This is a genomic window from Streptomyces sp. NPDC023723 (assembly GCF_040639815.1).
In the GTDB taxonomy this organism is placed as follows: domain Bacteria; phylum Actinomycetota; class Actinomycetes; order Streptomycetales; family Streptomycetaceae; genus Streptomyces.
On sequence record NZ_JBFAAP010000003.1, the window covers coordinates 141,263 to 159,795 of the forward strand.

Below are 18,533 nucleotides of genomic sequence, written 5' to 3' on the forward strand. Positions count from 1 at the left end.
CGGTCCCCCCTTCCTCCCCATTGCCGCGGCCGCGACCGGTGGCATCCCCCGATCACCACTCCATACAGTGGAGCAATGCGCACTGGTGAGCCCCTGCCCGCCGTGGGGGACGTTCTGGCCGCCCTCGCGACCGGTCTGTGGCACTGGGACACGGCCAGCGAGTTCGTCACGGTCGACGCCGAGGCGGCCCGGCTGCTCGGCCTGCCCGCCCGTGGGGCCAGCCTGCACCAGGCCCAGGTAAGGGCCCGGCTGCACCCGGTCGACTGGAACGAGATCACCGGCGTCGTCCGCCTCGCCGCCACCGAGGGCACGGTCGCCGAGGTGCGCGTCCGGATCATGGACGAGCAGGGCCGGGTGGTCCGGGTGGTCCGCAGCCGTTCCAAGCCCTTCTTCGACCCCGAGGCCAAGGCGTACCGCCTGATCGGCACCCTCCAGGAGGTCACCGAACCGACGCCGGGCACCGCCGCCGGGCGCAGCGCGGTCACCGGCGACTGGCGCCGCTCCCGGGAGGCGTTCCTGCTGGACGCGGGCCGGGCGCTGGCCGAGGCACGGTCGACCGAGGAGGTGCTGCGGGTCGCGGCGGGCCTGTCGATGCCGGGCTTCTCGCCGGACGGCCTGGCGGTCTTCAGCGTCGAGGGCGACGAACTGGCCATCATCGGCCACCGCACCGAGCCGCACCAGGACAGCCCGTTCGCGCGGATGGGGCTGGAGACCGACTACCCGGCCGCCGAGGTGGTCCGCACCGGCCGGGCCGTCTACCTCTCCTCCCCCGAGGAGTACGCCGCCCGCTACCCGCTGACCTGGCCGCTCGCCAAGCGCTTCCGCCGCCGTTCCTGGGCGTTCCTGCCGCTGACCGTGGCGGGCCGCACGATGGGCACCTGGATGGCCGCCTTCTCCTACCCGGTCGCGTTCACCCCGGACGAGCGGTCGGTGCTGACCACGGTGGCCCGGATGATGGCGCAGGCGCTGTCCCGGGCGAGCGCCGACGAGACCACGCGGGAGCTGACCGACGGACTCCAGCGCTCCATGCTGCCCGCGGTCGGCCCGGAGATCCCGGGCGTGCGGATCGCCGCCCGCTACGTCCCGACCGGCGGCGGACTCCAGGTGGGCGGCGACTGGTACGACGTGATCCCGCTGCCCGGCGGCACCCCCTCCGGAGGAGACCGCCTCGCCCTGGTCATCGGCGACGTACAGGGCCATGACGTACGGGCCGCCGGGCTGATGGGCCAGTTGCGCATCGCACTGCGCGCCTACGCCTCCGAGGGCCACCGCCCCGACGCGGTGCTCTCCCGCGCCTCCCGCTTCTTCCACGGCCTCACCCGGTCCACCGAGGACCCCGGCGACTTCCGCTTCGCGACCTGTCTCTACGTCGAGGTCGACCCCGCCACCGGCACCGTGGAGGCGGCCCGGGCCGGCCATCTGGACCCGGCGGTGCGGATGACGGACGGCACGGTGCTGATCCGGGCCACGGCCGGCGGGCTGCCGCTGGGCATCGACCCGGACTGCGACTACCCCACCACCCGGCTCAGCCTGGCGCCCGGCGAGACGCTGATGCTGATCACCGACGGTGTGCTGGAGACCGGCGGCCACGACCTGGACTCGGGCTGGCGGCGGCTGAGCGCCGGGCTGAAGGACCTGCCCGTCGGCGACCCGGAGGAACTGGCCGACGCGATGGTCCAGGCCGTGCACGGGCCCTCCTCCCACCACACCACCGGCCCGCTGGCCGACCGCCGCGAGGACGACATCGCCCTGCTGCTGCTCCGCCGGGGCGACGAGGCCGGTGCCGCCGGCGACGCGGCCCGCCCCCGTCCGCCGGGCCGCCGCACCATGCTGACGGTCGCGCAGGCCGAGCCGGAGCGGATCGGCACCGCGCGCCGGCATCTGCGCGACCTGCTGCACGACTGGCCCAGCGAGGACCAGAAGGACTCGGCGGTGCTGCTGCTCTCCGAGACGCTGACCAACGTCCTGGTGCACACCGACGCCGACGCGCTGGTGGTCGCCGAGGTCACCGGCGCCCTGGGCGAACGCCGCATCCGGGTCGAGGTCACCGACACCGGCCAGGAACTGCCGCACCGGCGCAGCCCGGGGGAGATGGCGTCCTCCGGGCGGGGTCTGATGCTGATCGAGATGCTCGCCGACGAGTGGGGCGTCGCCCCGCGCGGCGAGGGCAAGAGCATCTGGTTCGACCTCTACGAGGGCTCCCCGGGCCCGGAGCTCGCCGTGTCCGTGTAGCGGTGCTGCAACTCGCGGACGATGCCGAACCCGGCGGCGGTCAGCGGCACCGCGAGCAGCATCCCGACGATGCCCGCGACCGAGGCGCCGGCGGTCAGCGCGAGCAGTACCACCACCGGGTGCATGTGCACGGTCCGGCTCTGGATCACCGGCTGGAGCACATGCCCCTCCAGCAGCTGCACGGCCACCACCACGCCCAGCACCCACAGCGCGATGACGAACCCCCGGTCGGCCAGCGCCACCAGCACCGCCGCCGCCCCCGAGAGGAACGCCCCGAGATAGGGGATGTAGGCCCCGACCAGCACCAGCGCGCCGAGCCCGAGCGCGCCCGGCACCCCCAGCACGAGCAGCCCGACAGTGATGCAGACGGCGTCGATCAGCGCGATCAGCGTGGTGCCCCGCATGAACCCCTCGACCGCCTCGAAGGCCCGCCGGGCCATCGCCTCGGTCATGTCGGCGCCGCTGTGCGGCACCAGCGCCCGCACGGTGCCGACGGCCCGGTCGGAGTCGCGCAGGAAGAAGAAGACCAGGAGCAGGGCGAGTACCGCCATGGCGATCATCTCGCCCACCACGCTCACGCCGCTGATCACCCCGGAGGCCGCCGTCCCGCCGAACTTGCCGAGCAGCTTCCGCCCGTTGGCGGCGAGGTCGTCCAGCGAGGTGCCGGCCGCGCCGAGGTGGTCGGCGAGGTCCTCGGCGGAGGTCCGCAGCGACTCGACGATCTGGTCGCCGCTGTCGACCAGGGCGGCGACCACGATGTAGACGGCGCCACCGACCACGGCCAGCACGGCGACGCAGGTGAGCAGCGCGGCCAGCGACCGCTGCACATGGACCGCGACCAGCCACCCGTACAGCGGGCGCAGCAGCGCGGTACCGAGCAGTGCGAGCAGCACGGGCGTCACGGTGGTGCGGAACTCGACGCAGAGCCGGATGCCCACGTAGACGACGCCGGCGGCCAGCAGGATGACGACGCACCAGGCGGCGAACCGGCGCACGGGCACGGGGAGCAACAGCACGCCCCCAGCCGATCACGGGCCGGGCGGGCCGTCCTGTCGGCACGGCCCGCCCGGGTGACCCGGCGTCAGGCGTCCGGCCCGGCCTCCGACATCCCGTGCACCGCCGGCACGCTGCCGAGGCGCCCCTTCTGGAAGTCCTCGAACGCCTGCTGGAGCTCGTCGCGGGTGTTCATGACGAACGGCCCGTAGTGCACCATCGGCTCCCGGATCGGCTGCCCGCCGAGCAGCACGACCTCCAGGTCGGGCGTGTTGCCGTCCTGCTGCTCGTCGGCCCGCACGGTCAGCGAGCCCCCCGCCCCGAAGACGGCCGTCTGCCCGGTCCGCACCGGCCGCCGTTCGGCCCCGGCCGAGCCGCGCCCGGCGAGCACGTACGCGAGGCCGTTGAAGTCCTCGCGCCAGGGCAGGGTCAGTTCGGCGCCGGGCGCGAGGGTCGCGTGGATCATCGTGATCGGCGTGAAGGTCGACCCCGGGCCCTGGTGGCCGTCCAGTTCCCCGGCGATGACCCGGACCAGCGCACCCCCGTCCGGCGAGGTCAGCAGGGCCACGGTGCCGCCCCGGATGTCCTGGTACTTGGGGGCCATCATCTTGTCCTTGGCCGGCAGGTTCACCCACAGCTGGAGCCCGTGGAACAGCCCGCCGGACAGCACGAGGGACTCCGGCGGCGCCTCGATGTGCAGCAGCCCGCTGCCCGCCGTCATCCACTGGGTGTCGCCGTTGGTGATGGTGCCGCCACCGCCGTGGCTGTCCTGGTGGTCGAAGATCCCGTCGATGATGTAGGTGACGGTCTCGAAGCCGCGGTGCGGGTGCCAGGGGGTGCCCTTGGGCTCCCCGGGCGCGTACTCCACCTCACCCATCTGGTCCATCATGATGAACGGGTCGAGGTGGCGGTAGTTGATCCCGGCGAACGCGCGGCGCACCGGGAAGCCCTCGCCCTCGAAACCGCTGGGCGCGGTGGTCACGGTGAGCACGGGACGGGCCACCGCGTCGGCGGGCGCGGTCACGCGGGGGAGCAACAGCGGGTTCTCGACGGTCACGGCAGGCATGTCGACCTCCTTGGGCGGCGTACGTCCACTTTAGTTGAGCGTTGAACTTCTTGCTACCCCAGAACCGCGGAAGCCCGGAGGGCATTCCCTCCGGGCTCCACCGTCATTCGTACGCGCGGGCAGGATCAGCCATACATGCGGCGCATCGCGAAATCGACCATCTGTTCGACAGCCTTGGCGTCGAACACCATCCGGTGCTCGCCCTCCATGTCCAGTACGAACCCGTACCCGGTCGGCAGCAGGTCCAGCACCTCGGCGCCGGTGATCACGAAGTACTTGGACTCCTTGCCCGCGTACCGGCGCAGCTCCTTGAGCGTGGTGAACATCGGGATCACCGGCTGCTGGGTGTTGTGCAGGGCGAGGAAGCCGGGGTTGTCGCCGCGCGGGCAGTACACCTTCGAGGTCGCGAAGACCTGCTGGAAGTCCTCGGCGGCCAGCTGCCCGGTGGTGAACGCCCGCACCGCGTCCGCGAGCGAGGGCGGCGACGGCTCCGGGTACAGCGGCGGCTGCTGCTGCCCGTATCCGCCGGACATCGGCTGCTGGGGCGGCGCGTACTGCTGCTGGCCCGCGGTCTGGTCGTAGCCGTACATGCCGCAAGAGTAGCGAGTGAAGAGTCACAGATGGAGCGGCCGGGGTTGCGACTTATTACCGACGGGTAGCATCATCGTAGCTACTAGTTGGTACGTGTACGAGAGCGCGAGGAGTCAGTGCCTCGCCGTCCCTCTAGGGATCTAGGGAGCCGTCGCCATGGGGCACTACAAACCGAATCTCCGCGACATCGAGTTCAACCTCTTCGAGGTGCTGGGCCGCGACAAGGTCTACGGCTCCGGCCCGTTCGAGGAGATGGACGTCGAGACCGCCAAGAGCGTCCTGGAAGAGCTGACCCGGCTCGCCGAGAACGAGCTGGCCGCCAGCTTCGAGGACGCCGACCGCAACCCGCCGGTCTTCGATCCCGAGACGAACACCGCGCCCGTCCCGGCGTCCTTCAAGAAGAGCTACCAGGCCTTCATGGACTCCGAGTACTGGCGCCTCGGCCTGCCCGAGGAGATCGGCGGCACCACCTCGCCGCGCTCCCTGATCTGGGCCTACGCGGAGCTGGTGCTCGGCGCCAACCCGGCCGTGTGGATGTACTCCTCCGGCCCGGCCTTCGCCGGCATCCTCTTCGACGAGGGCAACGAGGTCCAGCAGAAGATCGCGAAGATCGCCGTGGACCGGCAGTGGGGCTCCACCATGGTGCTCACCGAGCCGGACGCGGGCTCCGACGTCGGCGCCGGCCGCACCAGGGCGGTCCAGCAGCCGGACGGCTCCTGGCACATCGAGGGCGTCAAGCGCTTCATCACGTCCGGCGAGCACGACATGTCGGAGAACATCCTCCACTACGTCCTCGCCCGGCCGGAGGGCGCCGGTCCGGGCACCAAGGGGCTGTCCCTCTTCCTGGTGCCGAAGTACGAGTTCGACCCGGAGACCGGCGAGTTGGGCGCGCGCAACGGCGCCTACGCCACCAACGTCGAGCACAAGATGGGCCTGAAGGTCTCCAACACCTGCGAGATGACCTTCGGCGACCGCCACCCCGCCAAGGGCTGGCTGATCGGCGACAAGCACGACGGCATCCGGCAGATGTTCCGCATCATCGAGTTCGCCCGGATGATGGTCGGCACGAAGGCCATCTCGACCCTCTCCACCGGCTACCTCAACGCGCTGGAGTACGCCAAGGAGCGCGTCCAGGGCCCGGACCTCGCCAACTTCATGGACAAGACGGCGCCCAAGGTCACCATCACCCACCACCCGGACGTGCGCCGCTCGCTGATGACGCAGAAGGCGTACGCCGAGGGCATGCGCGCCCTGGTGATGTACACCGCCTCCGTGCAGGACACCATCCAGGTCAAGGAGGCGAACGGCGAGGACTCCACCGCCGACCACGCCCTCAACGACCTGCTGCTGCCGATCGTCAAGGGCTACGGCTCGGAGAAGGCCTACGAGCAGCTCGCCCAGTCGCTCCAGACCTTCGGCGGCTCCGGGTTCCTCCAGGAGTACCCGGTCGAGCAGTACATCCGCGACGCCAAGATCGACACCCTCTACGAGGGCACCACCGCGATCCAGGGGCAGGACTACTTCTTCCGGAAGATCGTCCGCAACCAGGGCGCCGCGCTGAACTCGCTGGCCGAGGACATCAAGAAGTTTCTCGCGCTCGCCACCGGCGGCGACGAACTGGCCGGTGCCCGCGAGCACCTGGCCAAGGCCGCCGTCGAGCTGGAGGCCATCGTCGGCCTGATGCTCACCGACCTCGCCGCCACCGAGAGCGACGTCAAGAACATCTACAAGGTCGGGCTCAACACCACCCGCCTGCTGCTCGCCTCCGGTGACGTGGTGGTCGGCTACCTGCTGCTCAAGGGCGCCGCGATCGCCGCCGAGAAGCTGCCGACGGCGTCCGCGAAGGACAGGCCCTTCTACACCGGCAAGATCGCCGCCGCGAAGTTCTTCGCCGCGAACGTCCTGCCCGGCGTCACCCTGGCCCGCAAGGTCGCCCAGGGCGTCGAGCTGGACCTGATGGAGCTGGACGAGGCCGCGTTCTAGGGCCTGTCGTTTGGATCAGGACGCAGGGCATCGGCGGAACTTGTCCATGCCGGTGAGCGGGGCCTGGTGCGTGCAGCTGCAAGGCGGAGGAGGGCGGCAACGCGATGGGGGTCCCCCCGCGCGAGCGAAGCCGAGCGTGGGGGAGTTGACAACCGACGACAACGCGGCTGGGGGTCCCCCCACGCCGTTCAGGCAGTGGGGTAGCGCGTGCCAGGCCCCGCGTCTGCGGCGTGATCCAAACGACAGGCCCTAGTACCGCCCGACGAGGGCCCGCTCCCGGTGGACGGGAAGCGGGCCCTCGTTAAGGTGGCCTGCATGAGCGAACCTCCCCGTTTCGACCGCGGCCACACCGACGACCTGATGTCCTTCCTCGCGGCGTCCCCGACGCCGTACCACGCCGTGGCGAACGCCGCCCAGCGGCTGGAGAAGGCAGGCTTCAGGCAGGTCGCGGAGACGGACGCCTGGGACGCGACGAGCGGCGGCAAGTACGTACTGCGCGGCGGCGCGATCATCGCCTGGTACGTCCCCGAGGGAGCCGAGCCGCACACCCCCTTCCGGATCGTCGGCGCCCACACCGACTCCCCCAACCTGCGCGTCAAGCCCCGCCCCGACACCGGGGCGCACGGCTGGCGCCAGGTCGCCGTGGAGATCTACGGCGGCCCGCTGCTGAACTCCTGGCTCGACCGCGACCTGGGCCTGGCCGGCCGGCTCACCCTGCGCGACGGCAGCACCCGCCTGGTGAACGTCGACCGCCCCCTGCTGCGCGTCCCCCAGCTCGCCATCCACCTGGACCGCAACGTCACCGCGGACGGCCTCAAGCTCGACAAGCAGCGCCACCTCCAGCCGGTCTGGGGCCTGGCCGACCCCGTCCGCGACGGCGACCTGATCGCGTTCCTGGAGGAGGAGGCGGGGCTGGACGCCGGTTCGGTCACCGGCTGGGACCTGATGACCCACTCCGTGGAGGCCCCGGCCTACCTGGGCCGCGACCGGGAGCTGGTCGCCGGCCCGCGGATGGACAACCTGCTCTCCGTGCACGCCGGCGTGGCCGCCCTGGCCGCCGCCGCGAACCGGGCGGCCGGACTGTCGTACGTCCCGGTGCTGGCCGCCTTCGACCACGAGGAGACCGGCTCGCAGTCGGACACCGGCGCGGACGGGCCGCTGCTCGGCACCGTGCTGGAGCGCTCGGTACTGGCCCGCGGCGGCACGGTCGAGGACCGGGCCCGGGCCTTCGCCGGCACCGTCTGCCTGTCCTCCGACACCGGGCACGCCGTGCACCCCAACTACGCGGAGCGGCACGACCCGACGCACCACCCGCGGGTCAACGGCGGCCCCATCCTCAAGGTCAACGTCAACAACCGCTACGCCACCGACGGTTCGGGCCGCGCGGTCTTCGCCGCCGCCTGCGAGCGGGCCGGCGTGCCCTTCCAGTCCTTCGTCTCCAACAACTCCATGCCGTGCGGCACCACCATCGGCCCGATCACCGCCGCCCGGCACGGCATCCGCACCGTGGACATCGGCACCGCGATCCTGTCGATGCACAGCGCCCGGGAACTGTGCGGCGCGGACGACCCGCACCTGCTGGCGAAGGCACTGGTGGCGTTCCTGGCGAGCGATTCGTAAGTACCCCCTGCCGCATGGGTGTTGTCTCCCGGGGTAACCGGACGGAACCGGATCGACCGGAAGGACCGGATCCGACCGGATCTACAGGGAGGCGACAGCCATGGGCCTCGGCGGGTGCATCATCCTCATCGCCGTGGGAGCCATCCTCACGTTCGCGACCGACTGGGACATGCAGGGCGTCAATCTGGACCTGGTCGGCATCATCTTCATGATCGTCGGCCTGATCGGCGTCGCGACCTTCAGCAGCATCGCCCGCAGGCGGCGCGTCGTGATGCCCCCGACGGCCCCGGTCGTCGAGGAACGGCCCCGCTCGGGCGACGGCTACAACAACGGCTACGGCGCCTGACCGTCCCGGGCGTCGGCCCGCCGACCGGGCGTCAGCCCGTCGGCCCAGCGCCGGCGTCACGGGCCGGGCGGCGGGGAAGCGATCCCGGCATGAGATTCCTCGTGTACGACCGGCTGCTCGGCTTCGGTGACGACTACTGGATCGAGGACGACCGCGGCACCAAGGTCTTCCTCGTCGACGGCAAGGCGATGCGGCTGCGGGACACCTGGGAGTTGAAGGACACCCAGGGCCGGGTCCTGATCGACATCCACCAGAAGATGTTCGCGCTGCGCGACACGATGGTGATCGAGCGGGCCGGCGAGCCCCTGGCCACCATCCGGCGCAAGCGCCTCTCCCTGCTGCGCAACCACTACCGGGTGGCCCTGGCCGACGGCAACGAACTCGACGTCAGCGGCAAGATCCTCGACCGGGAGTTCGCCATCGAGTACGACGGCGAGCTGCTGGCCGTCGTCTCCCGGCGGCTGCTCACCGTCCGGGACACCTACGGCCTGGACGTCGTCCACGAGGACGCCGACCCGGCGCTGCTGATCGCCCTGACGGTGTGCGTGATCCACCTGGCGGAGAAGGAACGGGAGAAGGAGCAGGAGTAAGGGCAGGAGGAGGCGCAGGAGCAGAGGCGGGAGCAGAGGCGGGGCGAGGGAGCCGGAAGGGGCCCCGGGAAGGGCGGCTGAGGGGGCGTCGCGCCCGGGGTGTACCACGGCTGTACCACGGCCCTGGCATCCGCGCGGTCAACACGGGCCTACGATCGTCACACGAAAGCACTGCCGGGGTACCGCACAGCAGCGTAACTTAGCCTCCCAAGACGCCCGCAGCCCGCCGCCCGCCCACCCTGTACCGACCGCCGAGGGGTCCCGTTCCGTGAGTCTGCATCCCACCCTCCAGCCCTACGCCGACGCCTGGACTCACTCCATCGAAGCGATATCCGAGCTGGTGCAGCCGCTCGTGGAAGCCGAGTGGAACCGCCGTACGCCGTGCCCCGGCTGGTCCGTGCGCGATGTCGTCTCCCATGTCATCGGCCTGGACTCGGAGATGCTCGGCGACCCGCGTCCCATCCACACGCTGCCGCGCGACCTGTTCCACGTCACCAATGACCACCAGCGCTACATGGAGATGCAGGTCGACGTCCGCCGGCACCACACGGCACCGGAGATGACGTCCGAGCTGGAGTACATGATCATCCGGCGCAACCGGCAGCTGCGCAACGAGTCCCGCGACCCAGGCGCCAAGGTGCGGGCCCCGCTCGGCACCGAGCTGACCCTGGAGGAGTCGATGCGCCGGCACGCCTTCAACGTGTGGGCGCACGAACAGGACCTGCGCGCCGCCCTCGGCCGCCCCGGCGGCCTCGACTCCCCCGGCGCGCACGTCGCCCGTGACGTGCTGCTCGACGAGCTGCCGCGGATCGTCGCCGAGGACGCGGACGCGCCGCGCAGTTCGGCGGTGGTCTTCGACGTGCACGGCCCGATCGAGTTCCTGCGCACGATCCGGGTCGACATCCAGGGCCGCGGCACCCTGGAGACGGCCCCCGCGCTGGGCCCGGCCGCCACCCTGATCCTGGACTGGGAGACCTACGTCCGGCTGGCCTGCGGCCGCACCACGCCGGAGGCGGTGAGCGACCGGGTGAAGGCGGAGGGCGATCCGGAACTGACGACGGCGATCCTGCGGCACTTCACGGTGACCAAGTAGCGGACGGCGACCGTATTCAGCCCGTCCGGCGTTCGAGGACGGGGCCGTTCAGGCCGAGGCGGGGGGACTGGGAGGCGGCAACCCCCGGCCGGGCCCGCCGGACGCCGGACGGCGACCGTATTCAGCCCGTCCGGCGTTTGAGGACGAGGCCGTTCAGGCCGAAGCGGGGGGCTGGGGGCGGCAGCCCCCCGGCCGGGCCCGAAGCCGCCGGGCGCCGGATGCCGGGCGCCCGGCACGTCACACAGGAACGTGCACTGAAGACACCCGACTGGCGACCAACCGCTCCCGCTCCCGCCGCTCCGCCCTCCTCCGCAACCGCAGAATCTGCGAGACGCCGAGCACCTGGAGCACGAACACCGCGGAGAACGCCACCGTGTAGTCGTCCCCCGTCGCGTCCAGCAGCACCCCGATCGCCAGCAGCGTCGTCATCGAGGCGATGAAACCACCCATGTTGGTGATCCCGGACGCGGTGCCCTGCCGCTCCGGCGGGTTGGCGGGGCGCGAGAAGTCGAAGCCGATCATCGAGGCCGGGCCGCAGGCCCCGAGCACCACGCACAGCAGCACCAGCAGCCACGTCGGCGCGTGCTCGGCCGGGTAGGCCAGCGTCGCCGCCCACGCCGCCGCCGTGGCCGCCACGGTGGTCAGCGCCAGCGGCAGCCGCGCCCCGTGGTGCCGGGCGACGATCTGCCCGTAGACGAGGCCGATCACCATGTTGGACAGGACGACGAGGGTGAGGAACTCACCCGCCGTCGCCCGGGACATCCCCTGCGCCTCGACCAGGAACGGCAGGCCCCACAGCAGGGTGAAGACCATCCCCGGGAACTGCGTGGTGAAGTGCACCCACATGCCCAGCCGGGTCCCCGGCTCCCGCCAGGACGCGGCGATCTGCCGCCGTACGTAGGCCGCCCCCTGGTGCGGGAACGGCTCCGGCTCGTGGCCCTCGGGGTGGTCCTTCAGGAAGAGCAGCAGCAGGACCAGCACCACCACGCCCGCCACCGCGCTGCCGGCGAACGCCGCCGTCCAGCCGATGCCGTGCAGCAGCCGGGCGATGACCAGGGTGGAGACCAGGTTGCCGGCCATGCCGACCAGGCCGGCCAGCTGGGCGACCAACGGGCCGCGCCGGGCCGGGAACCAGCGGGTGCCCAGGCGCAGCACGCTGATGAAGGTCAGCGCGTCGCCGCAGCCGAGCAGCGCCCGGGAGGCGAGCGCGGTGCCGTACGAGGGGGAGAAGGCGAAGCCGAGCTGTCCGATCGTGAACAGCACGACGCCGATGCCCAGCACCTTCTTGGTGCCGAGCCGGTCCACCAGCAGGCCGACGGGTATCTGCATGCCGGCGTAGACCAGCAGTTGGAGGATGGAGAAGGTGGACAGCGCGGAGGCGCCCACGTCGAAGCGTTCGACGGCGTCCAGGCCGGCCACCCCGAGCGAGGTACGGAAGATGACGGCGACGAAGTAGACGGCGACGCCGACGCCCCAGACGGCGATCGCCCGGCGGCCGCCCGGGGGATCGCCGGGCAGCGTGGTACCGGCGCTGCTCATCGGACCTCCCCGCGGGCCAGGTGGGAGACCCAGCCGACGTGCCGGCCGACGACGCCGACGGCCGCCTCCGGGTCGCCCGCGCGCAGCGCGTCGAGGATCTCCTGGTGCTCGACGATGGTCTTGGCGATCCGGTCGGGGTGCGAGTGCATGACCGCGACGCCCATCCGCAGCTGGCGGTCGCGGAGTTGGTCGTAGAGGCGGGACAGGATCTCGTTGCCGCCGCTGCGCACGATCTCGGCGTGGAAGCAGCGGTCGGCGACGGCCGCGGCCGCGTAGTCGCCGGCCGCGGCGCGCTCCCGGTGTTCGTCGAGGAGTTCCGCCAGCCGCTCCAGCAGTGAGGGCGAGGCGGGTACGGCCTTGCGGGCGGCGTGTTCCTCGACCAGCAGCCGGGTCTCCACCACGTCCGCGATCTCCTGCGCGGAGACCGGGAGGACCAGGGCGCCCTTCTTCGGGTAGAGCCGGATCAGCCCCTCCACCTCCAGGCGCAGCAGCGCCTCCCGCACCGGGGTGCGGGAGACCCCGACGGCCTCGGCCAGTTCGCCCTCGGTGAGCAGGGTGCCGCCCTCGTAGCGGCGGTCGAGGACGCCCTGCTTGACGTGCGCGTAGACGCGGTCGGCGGCGGGTGGTTGCTTCACGGCCATGGTCATGCCCACAGGATAGATACAACAGGGACGCATGAAAGGAACCGTCCGCGATGCGGACGCCTCTCCTCGCACAGGAATTCACAGGGCAACCATTCGCCCTTCTCATGAGTCGGAACCTGGACGCGGCCTCATGCTGTTCGGATGATGAACTGACCTCAACTCGGCCGCACCGCCGGTGAATTCCAGACAATCGGGGTACCTTACGTGAAAACCGTCAATCAGGGCTTTCGCCTCCGCAGGGCCGTCGCCGTCGTCGTGACGAGCGGCACCATGCTGGCGACCGGTGTCCTCACCGCGGCGCCGGCCCAGGCCGTCACGACGCCGAGCATCACCGCCAAGGGCGGGTTCCTGATGAACAGCGCCTCCGGCAAGACGCTCTACAGCAAGTCCGCCGACACCACGCGGCTGACCGCCTCCACCACGAAGATCATGACCGCCAAGGTGGTGCTCGGGCAGAAGAACCTGAACCTCGACGCCAAGGTCACCATCAAGAAGGCGTACAGCGACTACATCGTCTCCAAGGGCGCCTCGTCGGCCCGGCTGATCGTCGGCGACAAGGTCACCGTCCGCCAGCTCCTCTACGGGATGATGCTGCCGTCCGGCTGCGACGCCGCGATGGCGCTGGCCGACAAGTTCGGCTCCGGCTCGACCGTCTCGGCCCGCACCAAGAACTTCATCGCCAAGATGAACAACATGGCCAAGAGCCTGGGCATGACCAAGACGCACTTCGACTCGTTCGACGGCATCAGCAACGGGTCCAACTACTCCACGCCGCGCGACCTGACCAAGCTCGCCCGCAGCGCGATGAAGAGCTCCACGTTCAAGACCGTGGTGAAGGCCAAGTCGTACAAGGCGAAGACCGTCACCAAGAGCGGCTCCACCCGCACCATGGCGACCTGGTCGAACACCAACACCCTGCTGGGCTGGAACGGCACGCTGGGCGTGAAGACCGGCTCCGGCTCCTCCGCCAAGTACTGCCTGGTGTTCGCCGCCACCAAGAACGGTGAGTCGGTGGTCGGCGCGGTGCTCACCTCGTCCTCGGCGGCCAACCGCACCTCGGACGTGAAGAAGCTCGTCAACTACGGCTACGCCAAGATCAGCTGACGCAGCGCCAGGAATCGCGTGAGGGGGGTGCACCGCCGGCGGGCGGTGCACCCCCCTCACGCGGGTCCGCTACGCCCAGCTGATCAGCCGCTTGGGCCGCTCCAGGACCGCGGCCACGTCGGCCAGCACCTTGGAGCCCAGCTCGCCGTCGACCAGCCGGTGGTCGAAGCTCAGCGCCAGCGTGGTGACCTGACGGGGCTTCACCTTGCCCTTGTGCACCCAGGGCTGGGGCTTGATCGCGCCGACGGCGAGGATCGCCGACTCGCCGGGGTTGAGGATCGGCGTGCCGGTGTCGATGCCGAAGACGCCCACGTTGGTGATGGTGACCGTGCCACCGCGCATCGCGGCCGGGGAGGTCCTGCCGTCCCGGGCCGTCGCCACCAGCTCGCCCAGCGAACGGGCCAGCTCCGGCAGCGTCCTGGCGTGCGCGTCCTTGATGTTCGGCACGATCAGGCCGCGCGGGGTGGCCGCCGCGATGCCCAGGTTGACGTAGTGCTTGACCACGATCTCCTGGGCGGCCTCGTCCCAGGCGGCGTTGATCTCCGGGTGCCGCCGGATCGCCACCAGCAGGGCCTTGGAGATCAGCAGCAGCGGGTTGACCCGCAGCCCCTCGAACTCCTTGTCCTGCTTCAGCTCCTCGACCAGTTTCATCGTGCGCGTCACGTCGACCGTCACGAACTCCGTGACGTGCGGCGCGGTGAACGCCGAGCCGACCATCGCCGCCGCCGTCGCCTTGCGCACCCCCTTGATGGGCACGCGGGTCTCGCGGGCGGTGTCGTACGCCGCCGGGGGCGCCGCAGGCTCCGCCAGGGCCGGCGACCCGGCGGACGGCTCCGGGGCGGCCGGCGTCGGGGTGGCCGCCGCCGCGTGCACGTCCTCGCGGGTGATGACGCCGTCCGGGCCGGTCGCGGTGATCGCGGCCAGGTCGACGCCGAGGTCCTTGGCGAGCTTGCGCACCGGGGGCTTGGCCAGCGGCCGGGCGGCGGTGCCCGGGGCGCTCGCCCGGCCGGGGGCCGTGCTGCCCGCCCGGCCGGTCTCCGGGCCGGTCTCCGGGCCGCTCGCCCGGCCGCTGCCGTTCAGCTCGGCCTGGAGCGCTGCGGCCGGTTCCGCGGCGGCGGCCTCCGGGACGGCCTTGCGCGGGCGGCGGCGGGTCGACGACGCGGCCACGCCGTAGCCGACCAGGACCGGCTGGCGGCCCTGCGGCTGCTCGGGCTCGGGCTCCGCCGCCACCGGCTGCCGGGCGGGCTCGGCCGCCGTCCCGCCGCCCGTGTCCACCGTGATGATCACCGTGCCCACGTCGACCGTGGTGCCCTCGGGGACCCGCAGGTCACGGACCACACCGTCGTAGGGGATGGGCAGTTCGACCGCGGCCTTGGCGGTCTCGACCTCGCAGACCACCTGGCCGTCGGTGACCGTGTCACCCGGCTTCACGAACCACTTGAGGATCTCGGCCTCGGTGAGTCCCTCGCCCACGTCGGGCATCTTGAACTCGCGCACCGAGCCCACGGCCCTTTCCGTCATCGTCGTCACGGCCCTCTCCTCAGTACGCCAGCGAGCGGTCGACGGCATCCAGCACCCGGTCCAGGTCGGGCAGGTACTCCTCCTCCAGCCGCGCCGGCGGGTACGGCGCGTGGTAGCCGCCGACCCGGAGCACCGGGGCCTCCAGGTGGTAGAAGCAGCGCTCGGTGATCCGCGCGGCGATCTCCGCGCCCGAGCCGAGGAAGACCGGCGCCTCGTGCACCACGACCAGCCGGCGGGTCTTCTCCACCGAGGTCTGCACCGTGTCGAAGTCCAGCGGGGAGATGGAGCGCAGGTCGACCACCTCGAGGGACCGGCCCTCCTCCGCCGCCGCGTCGGCCACCTCCAGGCAGAGCTTCACCATCGGGCCGTAGGCGACCAGGGTGAGGTCGGTGCCCTCGCGGGCCACCCGGGCCCGGTGCAGCGGGCCGGGGATCGCCTCCGGGTCGACCTCGCCCTTGTCCCAGTAGCGCCGCTTGGGCTCGAAGAAGATCACCGGGTCGTCGCTCTGGATGGCCTGCTGCATCATCCAGTAGGCGTCGGAGGGGTTCGACGGCGTGACCACCTTCAGGCCCGCCACGTGCGCGAACAGCGCCTCCGGGGACTCCGAGTGGTGCTCCACCGCGCCGATGCCGCCGCCGTAGGGGATGCGCACCACGACCGGCATCTTGACCTTGCCGAGCGCCCGCGCGTGCATCTTCGCGAGCTGCGTGACGATCTGGTCGTACGCCGGGAAGACGAAACCGTCGAACTGGATCTCCACCACCGGCCGGTAGCCGCGCAGCGCGAGGCCGATCGCCGTGCCGACGATGCCGGACTCGGCGAGCGGGGTGTCGATGACCCGGCCCTCGCCGAAGTCCTTCTGGAGGCCGTCGGTGACCCGGAAGACACCGCCGAGCTTGCCCACGTCCTCGCCCATGATCAGGACCTTGGGGTCCGTCTCCAGGGCGTGCCGCAGCGACTCGTTGATCGCCTTGGCGATCGCCATCTTCTCGGCCATGTCAGTTGCCCCCCTCGGCATCGGCGAACGACGCCTGGTAGGCGGCGAACTGGGCGCGCTCCTCGTCGACCAGCGCGTGCCCGTCCGCGTACGCGTGCTCGAAGAGGGCGAACCGGTCCGGGTCCGGCATGGCCCGGACCGCTTCGCGCACTCGTTTGCCCAACGCCTCGCTCTCCGCGTCCAGTTCCGCGAAAAACCCCTCGTCCGCGTGGTTTGCGGCCTCCAGGTGGCGGCGCAGCCGCAGGATCGGGTCCTTCGCCTCCCAGGCCAGGCGCTCGTCGTCGGGCCGGTAGCGCGAAGGGTCGTCGGAGGTGGTGTGGGCGCCCATCCGGTAGGTGTACGCCTCGATGAGCGCCGGTCCCTCGCCCCGGCGGGCCCGCTCCAGCGCCCACCGGGTGACGGCGAGCGAGGCCAGTACGTCGTTGCCGTCGACGCGCACGCCCGGGAAGCCGAAGCCCTCGGCACGCCGGTAGAGCGGCACCCGGGTCTGCTTCTCGTTGGACTCCGAGATCGCCCACTGGTTGTTCTGGCAGAAGAAGATCACCGGGGCGTTGTAGACCGCGGCGAAGTTGAACGACTCCATGACGTCGCCCTGGCTGGAGGCGCCGTCGCCGAAGTAGGCGAGAACGGCCGAGTCGGCGCCGTCCATGGTGATGCCCATCGCGTAGCCGGTGGCGTGCACCGTCTGCGAGCCGATGACGATGGTGTACAGGTGGAAGTTGTTGCTGTTGGGGTCCCAGCCGCCGTTGTTGACGCCGCGGAACATGCCCAGCAGGTTGGTCGGGTCGACCCCGCGGCACCAGGCGACGCCGTGCTCGCGGTAGGTCGGGAAGACGTAGTCGTCCGCGCGGGTGGCCCGGCCGGAGCCGATCTGCGCGGCCTCCTGGCCGAGCAGCGACGCCCACAGCCCCAGCTCGCCCTGGCGCTGGAGCGCGGTGGCCTCGGCGTCGAACCGCCGGGTGAGGACCATGTCGCGGTACAGGCCGCGCAGTTCCTCGGGGGTGATGCCGGCGACGTACGGATCGAACTCGGCGTTCTTGACCCGCTTGCCCTCGGGCGTCATCAGCTGCACGAGCTGCGGGTCGGCGTCCGGGCCGGCGGCGCGCCCGGCGCGTTTGGTACCGGTGGCGCCGGCCGCCTTGGTGCCGGTGGTACCGGCCTTGCTCCCGGCGCTGCGTCGCGGCTTGCGCGCGGCAGTGCTCTCCACGGTCACGTGTGCTCCTCCGTCGGTCCGGCCCCCGGGTTCGCCGGGAGGCGGTGCGGCTCACCCGCGCCCGGCGGGCGCACGGGGTGGGTGCGCCGGAGTCGGACACAGGCGTGACAGGTGCCCCGGCGAGCGTCCTGCACATTGCACGTTACCCAGTGCTCCACATTTCTGTGAAACCCCTCCTGACCTGCGTTTTTACTTGGGATTCCTAGTAAATCGGCAAAGTCGGGAACATCTACTGGTCACAGCGTCGCAGGGGGCCGGGACAACGGCACGTTATCCCGGCCGCCCCGGGCGCGGGAAGAGTCCGTATGTGACACTGACCCTGTGCGCGAAGAAGGACATATCAGGGTATTTCTTCTCGATGACCACGAGGTCGTCCGTCGGGGCGTGCACGACCTGCTCTCCGGCGAGCAGGACATCGAGGTGGTCGGCGAGGCCGGCACGGCGGCCGAGGCGCTGGCCCGGATCCCGGCCGCCCGGCCGGACGTGGCGGTGATCGACGTACGGCTGCCGGACGGCAGCGGTGTCGAGGTGTGCCGCGAGATCCGCGCCCATGACGAGTCGGTGCACTGCCTGGTGCTGACCTCCTACTCCGACGACGAGGCCCTGTTCGACGCGATCATGGCCGGGGCAGCCGGTTACGTCCTGAAGGACATCCGCGGCGCCGAGCTGCTGGCCGCCGTCCGGGACGTCGCGGCCGGCCGGTCGCTGCTCGACCCGGCGGCCACCGCGCGGGTGCTCCAGCGGCTGCGGGACGGCGGCGCCCCCGCCGACGACCGCCTCGCCCGCCTCACCGAGAAGGAGCGCCGCATCCTGGAACTGATCGGCGAGGGCCTGACCAACCGGGCGATCGGCGAACGGCTGCACCTCGCCGAGAAGACCGTCAAGAACTACGTCTCCAGCCTGCTCGCCAAGCTCGGCATGCAGCGGCGCTCCCAGGCGGCGGCATACGTCGCCCGCATGCAGGCCGGAAAACCCTGACGCCTCTTCTTACCCGGGACTTA

Annotated in this window: 16 protein-coding genes; 8 read left to right on the forward strand and 8 right to left on the reverse strand. The window is 71.4% G+C overall.

Translation table 11 applies throughout. The features are described 5' to 3' along the window. Positions 1-75: 75 nt before the first annotated feature. The gene (locus AB0G32_RS05680) at positions 76-2,232 is read left to right on the forward strand and encodes a SpoIIE family protein phosphatase (protein ID WP_361158591.1); all 2,157 of its coding nucleotides are present in this window, start codon (positions 76-78) and stop codon (positions 2,230-2,232) included. On the opposite strand, the gene AB0G32_RS05685 is transcribed toward AB0G32_RS05680, so the two are convergent. The 3 genes from AB0G32_RS05685 to AB0G32_RS05695 form a co-directional block, all read right to left on the reverse strand. Continuing rightward, on the reverse strand, positions 2,190-3,248 hold the full coding sequence (locus tag AB0G32_RS05685; RefSeq protein WP_361158594.1) for an AI-2E family transporter: 1,059 nt from the start codon (positions 3,246-3,248) through the stop codon (positions 2,190-2,192). The genes AB0G32_RS05680 and AB0G32_RS05685 overlap by 43 nt on opposite strands. Positions 3,249-3,313: 65 nt before the next feature. Continuing rightward, the gene (locus tag AB0G32_RS05690) at positions 3,314-4,291 is read right to left on the reverse strand and encodes a pirin family protein (RefSeq protein ID WP_361158597.1); all 978 of its coding nucleotides are present in this window, start codon (positions 4,289-4,291) and stop codon (positions 3,314-3,316) included. A gap of 125 nt (positions 4,292-4,416) precedes the next feature. Further along, positions 4,417-4,881, reverse strand: coding sequence for an SseB family protein (locus AB0G32_RS05695; RefSeq protein WP_361158600.1), 465 nt, complete (start codon positions 4,879-4,881; stop codon positions 4,417-4,419). A 157-nt stretch (positions 4,882-5,038) separates the two neighbouring features. Between AB0G32_RS05695 and AB0G32_RS05700 the strand changes: the two genes are divergently transcribed. The 5 genes from AB0G32_RS05700 (at position 5,039) to AB0G32_RS05720 (ending at position 10,514) form a co-directional block, all read left to right on the forward strand. Next, on the forward strand, positions 5,039-6,865 hold the full coding sequence (locus tag AB0G32_RS05700) for an acyl-CoA dehydrogenase (RefSeq protein WP_361158603.1): 1,827 nt from the start codon (positions 5,039-5,041) through the stop codon (positions 6,863-6,865). Between the two features lie 315 nt (positions 6,866-7,180). After that, positions 7,181-8,485: a M18 family aminopeptidase gene (locus AB0G32_RS05705; protein WP_361158606.1), complete on the forward strand. Its 1,305-nt coding sequence runs from the start codon at positions 7,181-7,183 to the stop codon at positions 8,483-8,485. 100 nt (positions 8,486-8,585) lie between these two features. Further along, positions 8,586-8,831, forward strand: a complete 246-nt coding sequence (locus AB0G32_RS05710) for a DUF6458 family protein (protein WP_361158609.1) — start codon at positions 8,586-8,588, stop codon at positions 8,829-8,831. An 89-nt stretch (positions 8,832-8,920) separates the two neighbouring features. Next, entirely contained in the window at positions 8,921-9,421 is a 501-nt protein-coding gene (locus AB0G32_RS05715) for an LURP-one-related family protein (protein ID WP_361158612.1), read from the forward strand. Positions 9,422-9,689: 268 nt separating this feature from the next. Further along, a complete protein-coding gene (locus tag AB0G32_RS05720; RefSeq protein ID WP_361158615.1) occupies positions 9,690-10,514 on the forward strand; it encodes a maleylpyruvate isomerase family mycothiol-dependent enzyme in 825 nt (274 codons plus the stop codon). 237 nt (positions 10,515-10,751) lie between these two features. On the opposite strand, the gene AB0G32_RS05725 is transcribed toward AB0G32_RS05720, so the two are convergent. Continuing rightward, entirely contained in the window at positions 10,752-12,053 is a 1,302-nt protein-coding gene (locus AB0G32_RS05725; protein WP_361158618.1) for an MFS transporter, read from the reverse strand. Then, positions 12,050-12,700, reverse strand: coding sequence for a GntR family transcriptional regulator (locus tag AB0G32_RS05730; protein WP_361158621.1), 651 nt, complete (start codon positions 12,698-12,700; stop codon positions 12,050-12,052). The genes AB0G32_RS05725 and AB0G32_RS05730 overlap by 4 nt, the downstream gene beginning before the upstream one ends. 201 nt (positions 12,701-12,901) lie before the next feature. Here AB0G32_RS05730 and AB0G32_RS05735 point away from each other — a divergent pair, with 201 nt between their 5' ends. Beyond that, positions 12,902-13,801, forward strand: a complete 900-nt coding sequence (locus tag AB0G32_RS05735; RefSeq protein WP_361158626.1) for a D-alanyl-D-alanine carboxypeptidase — start codon at positions 12,902-12,904, stop codon at positions 13,799-13,801. A 69-nt stretch (positions 13,802-13,870) separates the two neighbouring features. Here AB0G32_RS05735 and AB0G32_RS05740 read toward each other — a convergent pair whose 3' ends face one another. The 3 genes from AB0G32_RS05740 to pdhA are packed head-to-tail and all read right to left on the reverse strand — an operon-like array spanning position 13,871 to position 17,532. Then, positions 13,871-15,331 (reverse strand): dihydrolipoamide acetyltransferase family protein, encoded by a 1,461-nt coding sequence (locus tag AB0G32_RS05740; protein ID WP_361158629.1) that lies wholly within the window; start codon positions 15,329-15,331, stop codon positions 13,871-13,873. Positions 15,332-15,341: 10 nt separating this feature from the next. Continuing rightward, positions 15,342-16,319: an alpha-ketoacid dehydrogenase subunit beta gene (locus tag AB0G32_RS05745; RefSeq protein WP_361158631.1), complete on the reverse strand. Its 978-nt coding sequence runs from the start codon at positions 16,317-16,319 to the stop codon at positions 15,342-15,344. A gap of 1 nt (position 16,320) precedes the next feature. Continuing rightward, the gene (pdhA, locus tag AB0G32_RS05750; RefSeq protein WP_361158634.1) at positions 16,321-17,532 is read right to left on the reverse strand and encodes a pyruvate dehydrogenase (acetyl-transferring) E1 component subunit alpha; all 1,212 of its coding nucleotides are present in this window, start codon (positions 17,530-17,532) and stop codon (positions 16,321-16,323) included. A 321-nt stretch (positions 17,533-17,853) separates the two neighbouring features. Between pdhA and AB0G32_RS05755 the strand changes: the two genes are divergently transcribed. Continuing rightward, positions 17,854-18,510: a response regulator transcription factor gene (locus AB0G32_RS05755; protein ID WP_361158637.1), complete on the forward strand. Its 657-nt coding sequence runs from the start codon at positions 17,854-17,856 to the stop codon at positions 18,508-18,510. Positions 18,511-18,533: the final 23 nt, after the last annotated feature.

Coding starts and splice junctions, on each gene's coding strand:
- AB0G32_RS05715 (WP_361158612.1), top strand. CDS start 8,921: ATGAGATTCCTCGTGTACGACCGGCTGCTCGGCTTCGGTGACGACTAC.
- AB0G32_RS05725 (WP_361158618.1), bottom strand. CDS start 12,053: ATGAGCAGCGCCGGTACCACGCTGCCCGGCGATCCCCCGGGCGGCCGC.
- AB0G32_RS05690 (WP_361158597.1), bottom strand. CDS start 4,291: ATGCCTGCCGTGACCGTCGAGAACCCGCTGTTGCTCCCCCGCGTGACC.
- AB0G32_RS05710 (WP_361158609.1), top strand. CDS start 8,586: ATGGGCCTCGGCGGGTGCATCATCCTCATCGCCGTGGGAGCCATCCTC.
- AB0G32_RS05730 (WP_361158621.1), bottom strand. CDS start 12,700: ATGACCATGGCCGTGAAGCAACCACCCGCCGCCGACCGCGTCTACGCG.
- AB0G32_RS05700 (WP_361158603.1), top strand. CDS start 5,039: ATGGGGCACTACAAACCGAATCTCCGCGACATCGAGTTCAACCTCTTC.
- AB0G32_RS05745 (WP_361158631.1), bottom strand. CDS start 16,319: ATGGCCGAGAAGATGGCGATCGCCAAGGCGATCAACGAGTCGCTGCGG.
- AB0G32_RS05695 (WP_361158600.1), bottom strand. CDS start 4,881: ATGTACGGCTACGACCAGACCGCGGGCCAGCAGCAGTACGCGCCGCCC.
- AB0G32_RS05705 (WP_361158606.1), top strand. CDS start 7,181: ATGAGCGAACCTCCCCGTTTCGACCGCGGCCACACCGACGACCTGATG.
- AB0G32_RS05680 (WP_361158591.1), top strand. CDS start 76: ATGCGCACTGGTGAGCCCCTGCCCGCCGTGGGGGACGTTCTGGCCGCC.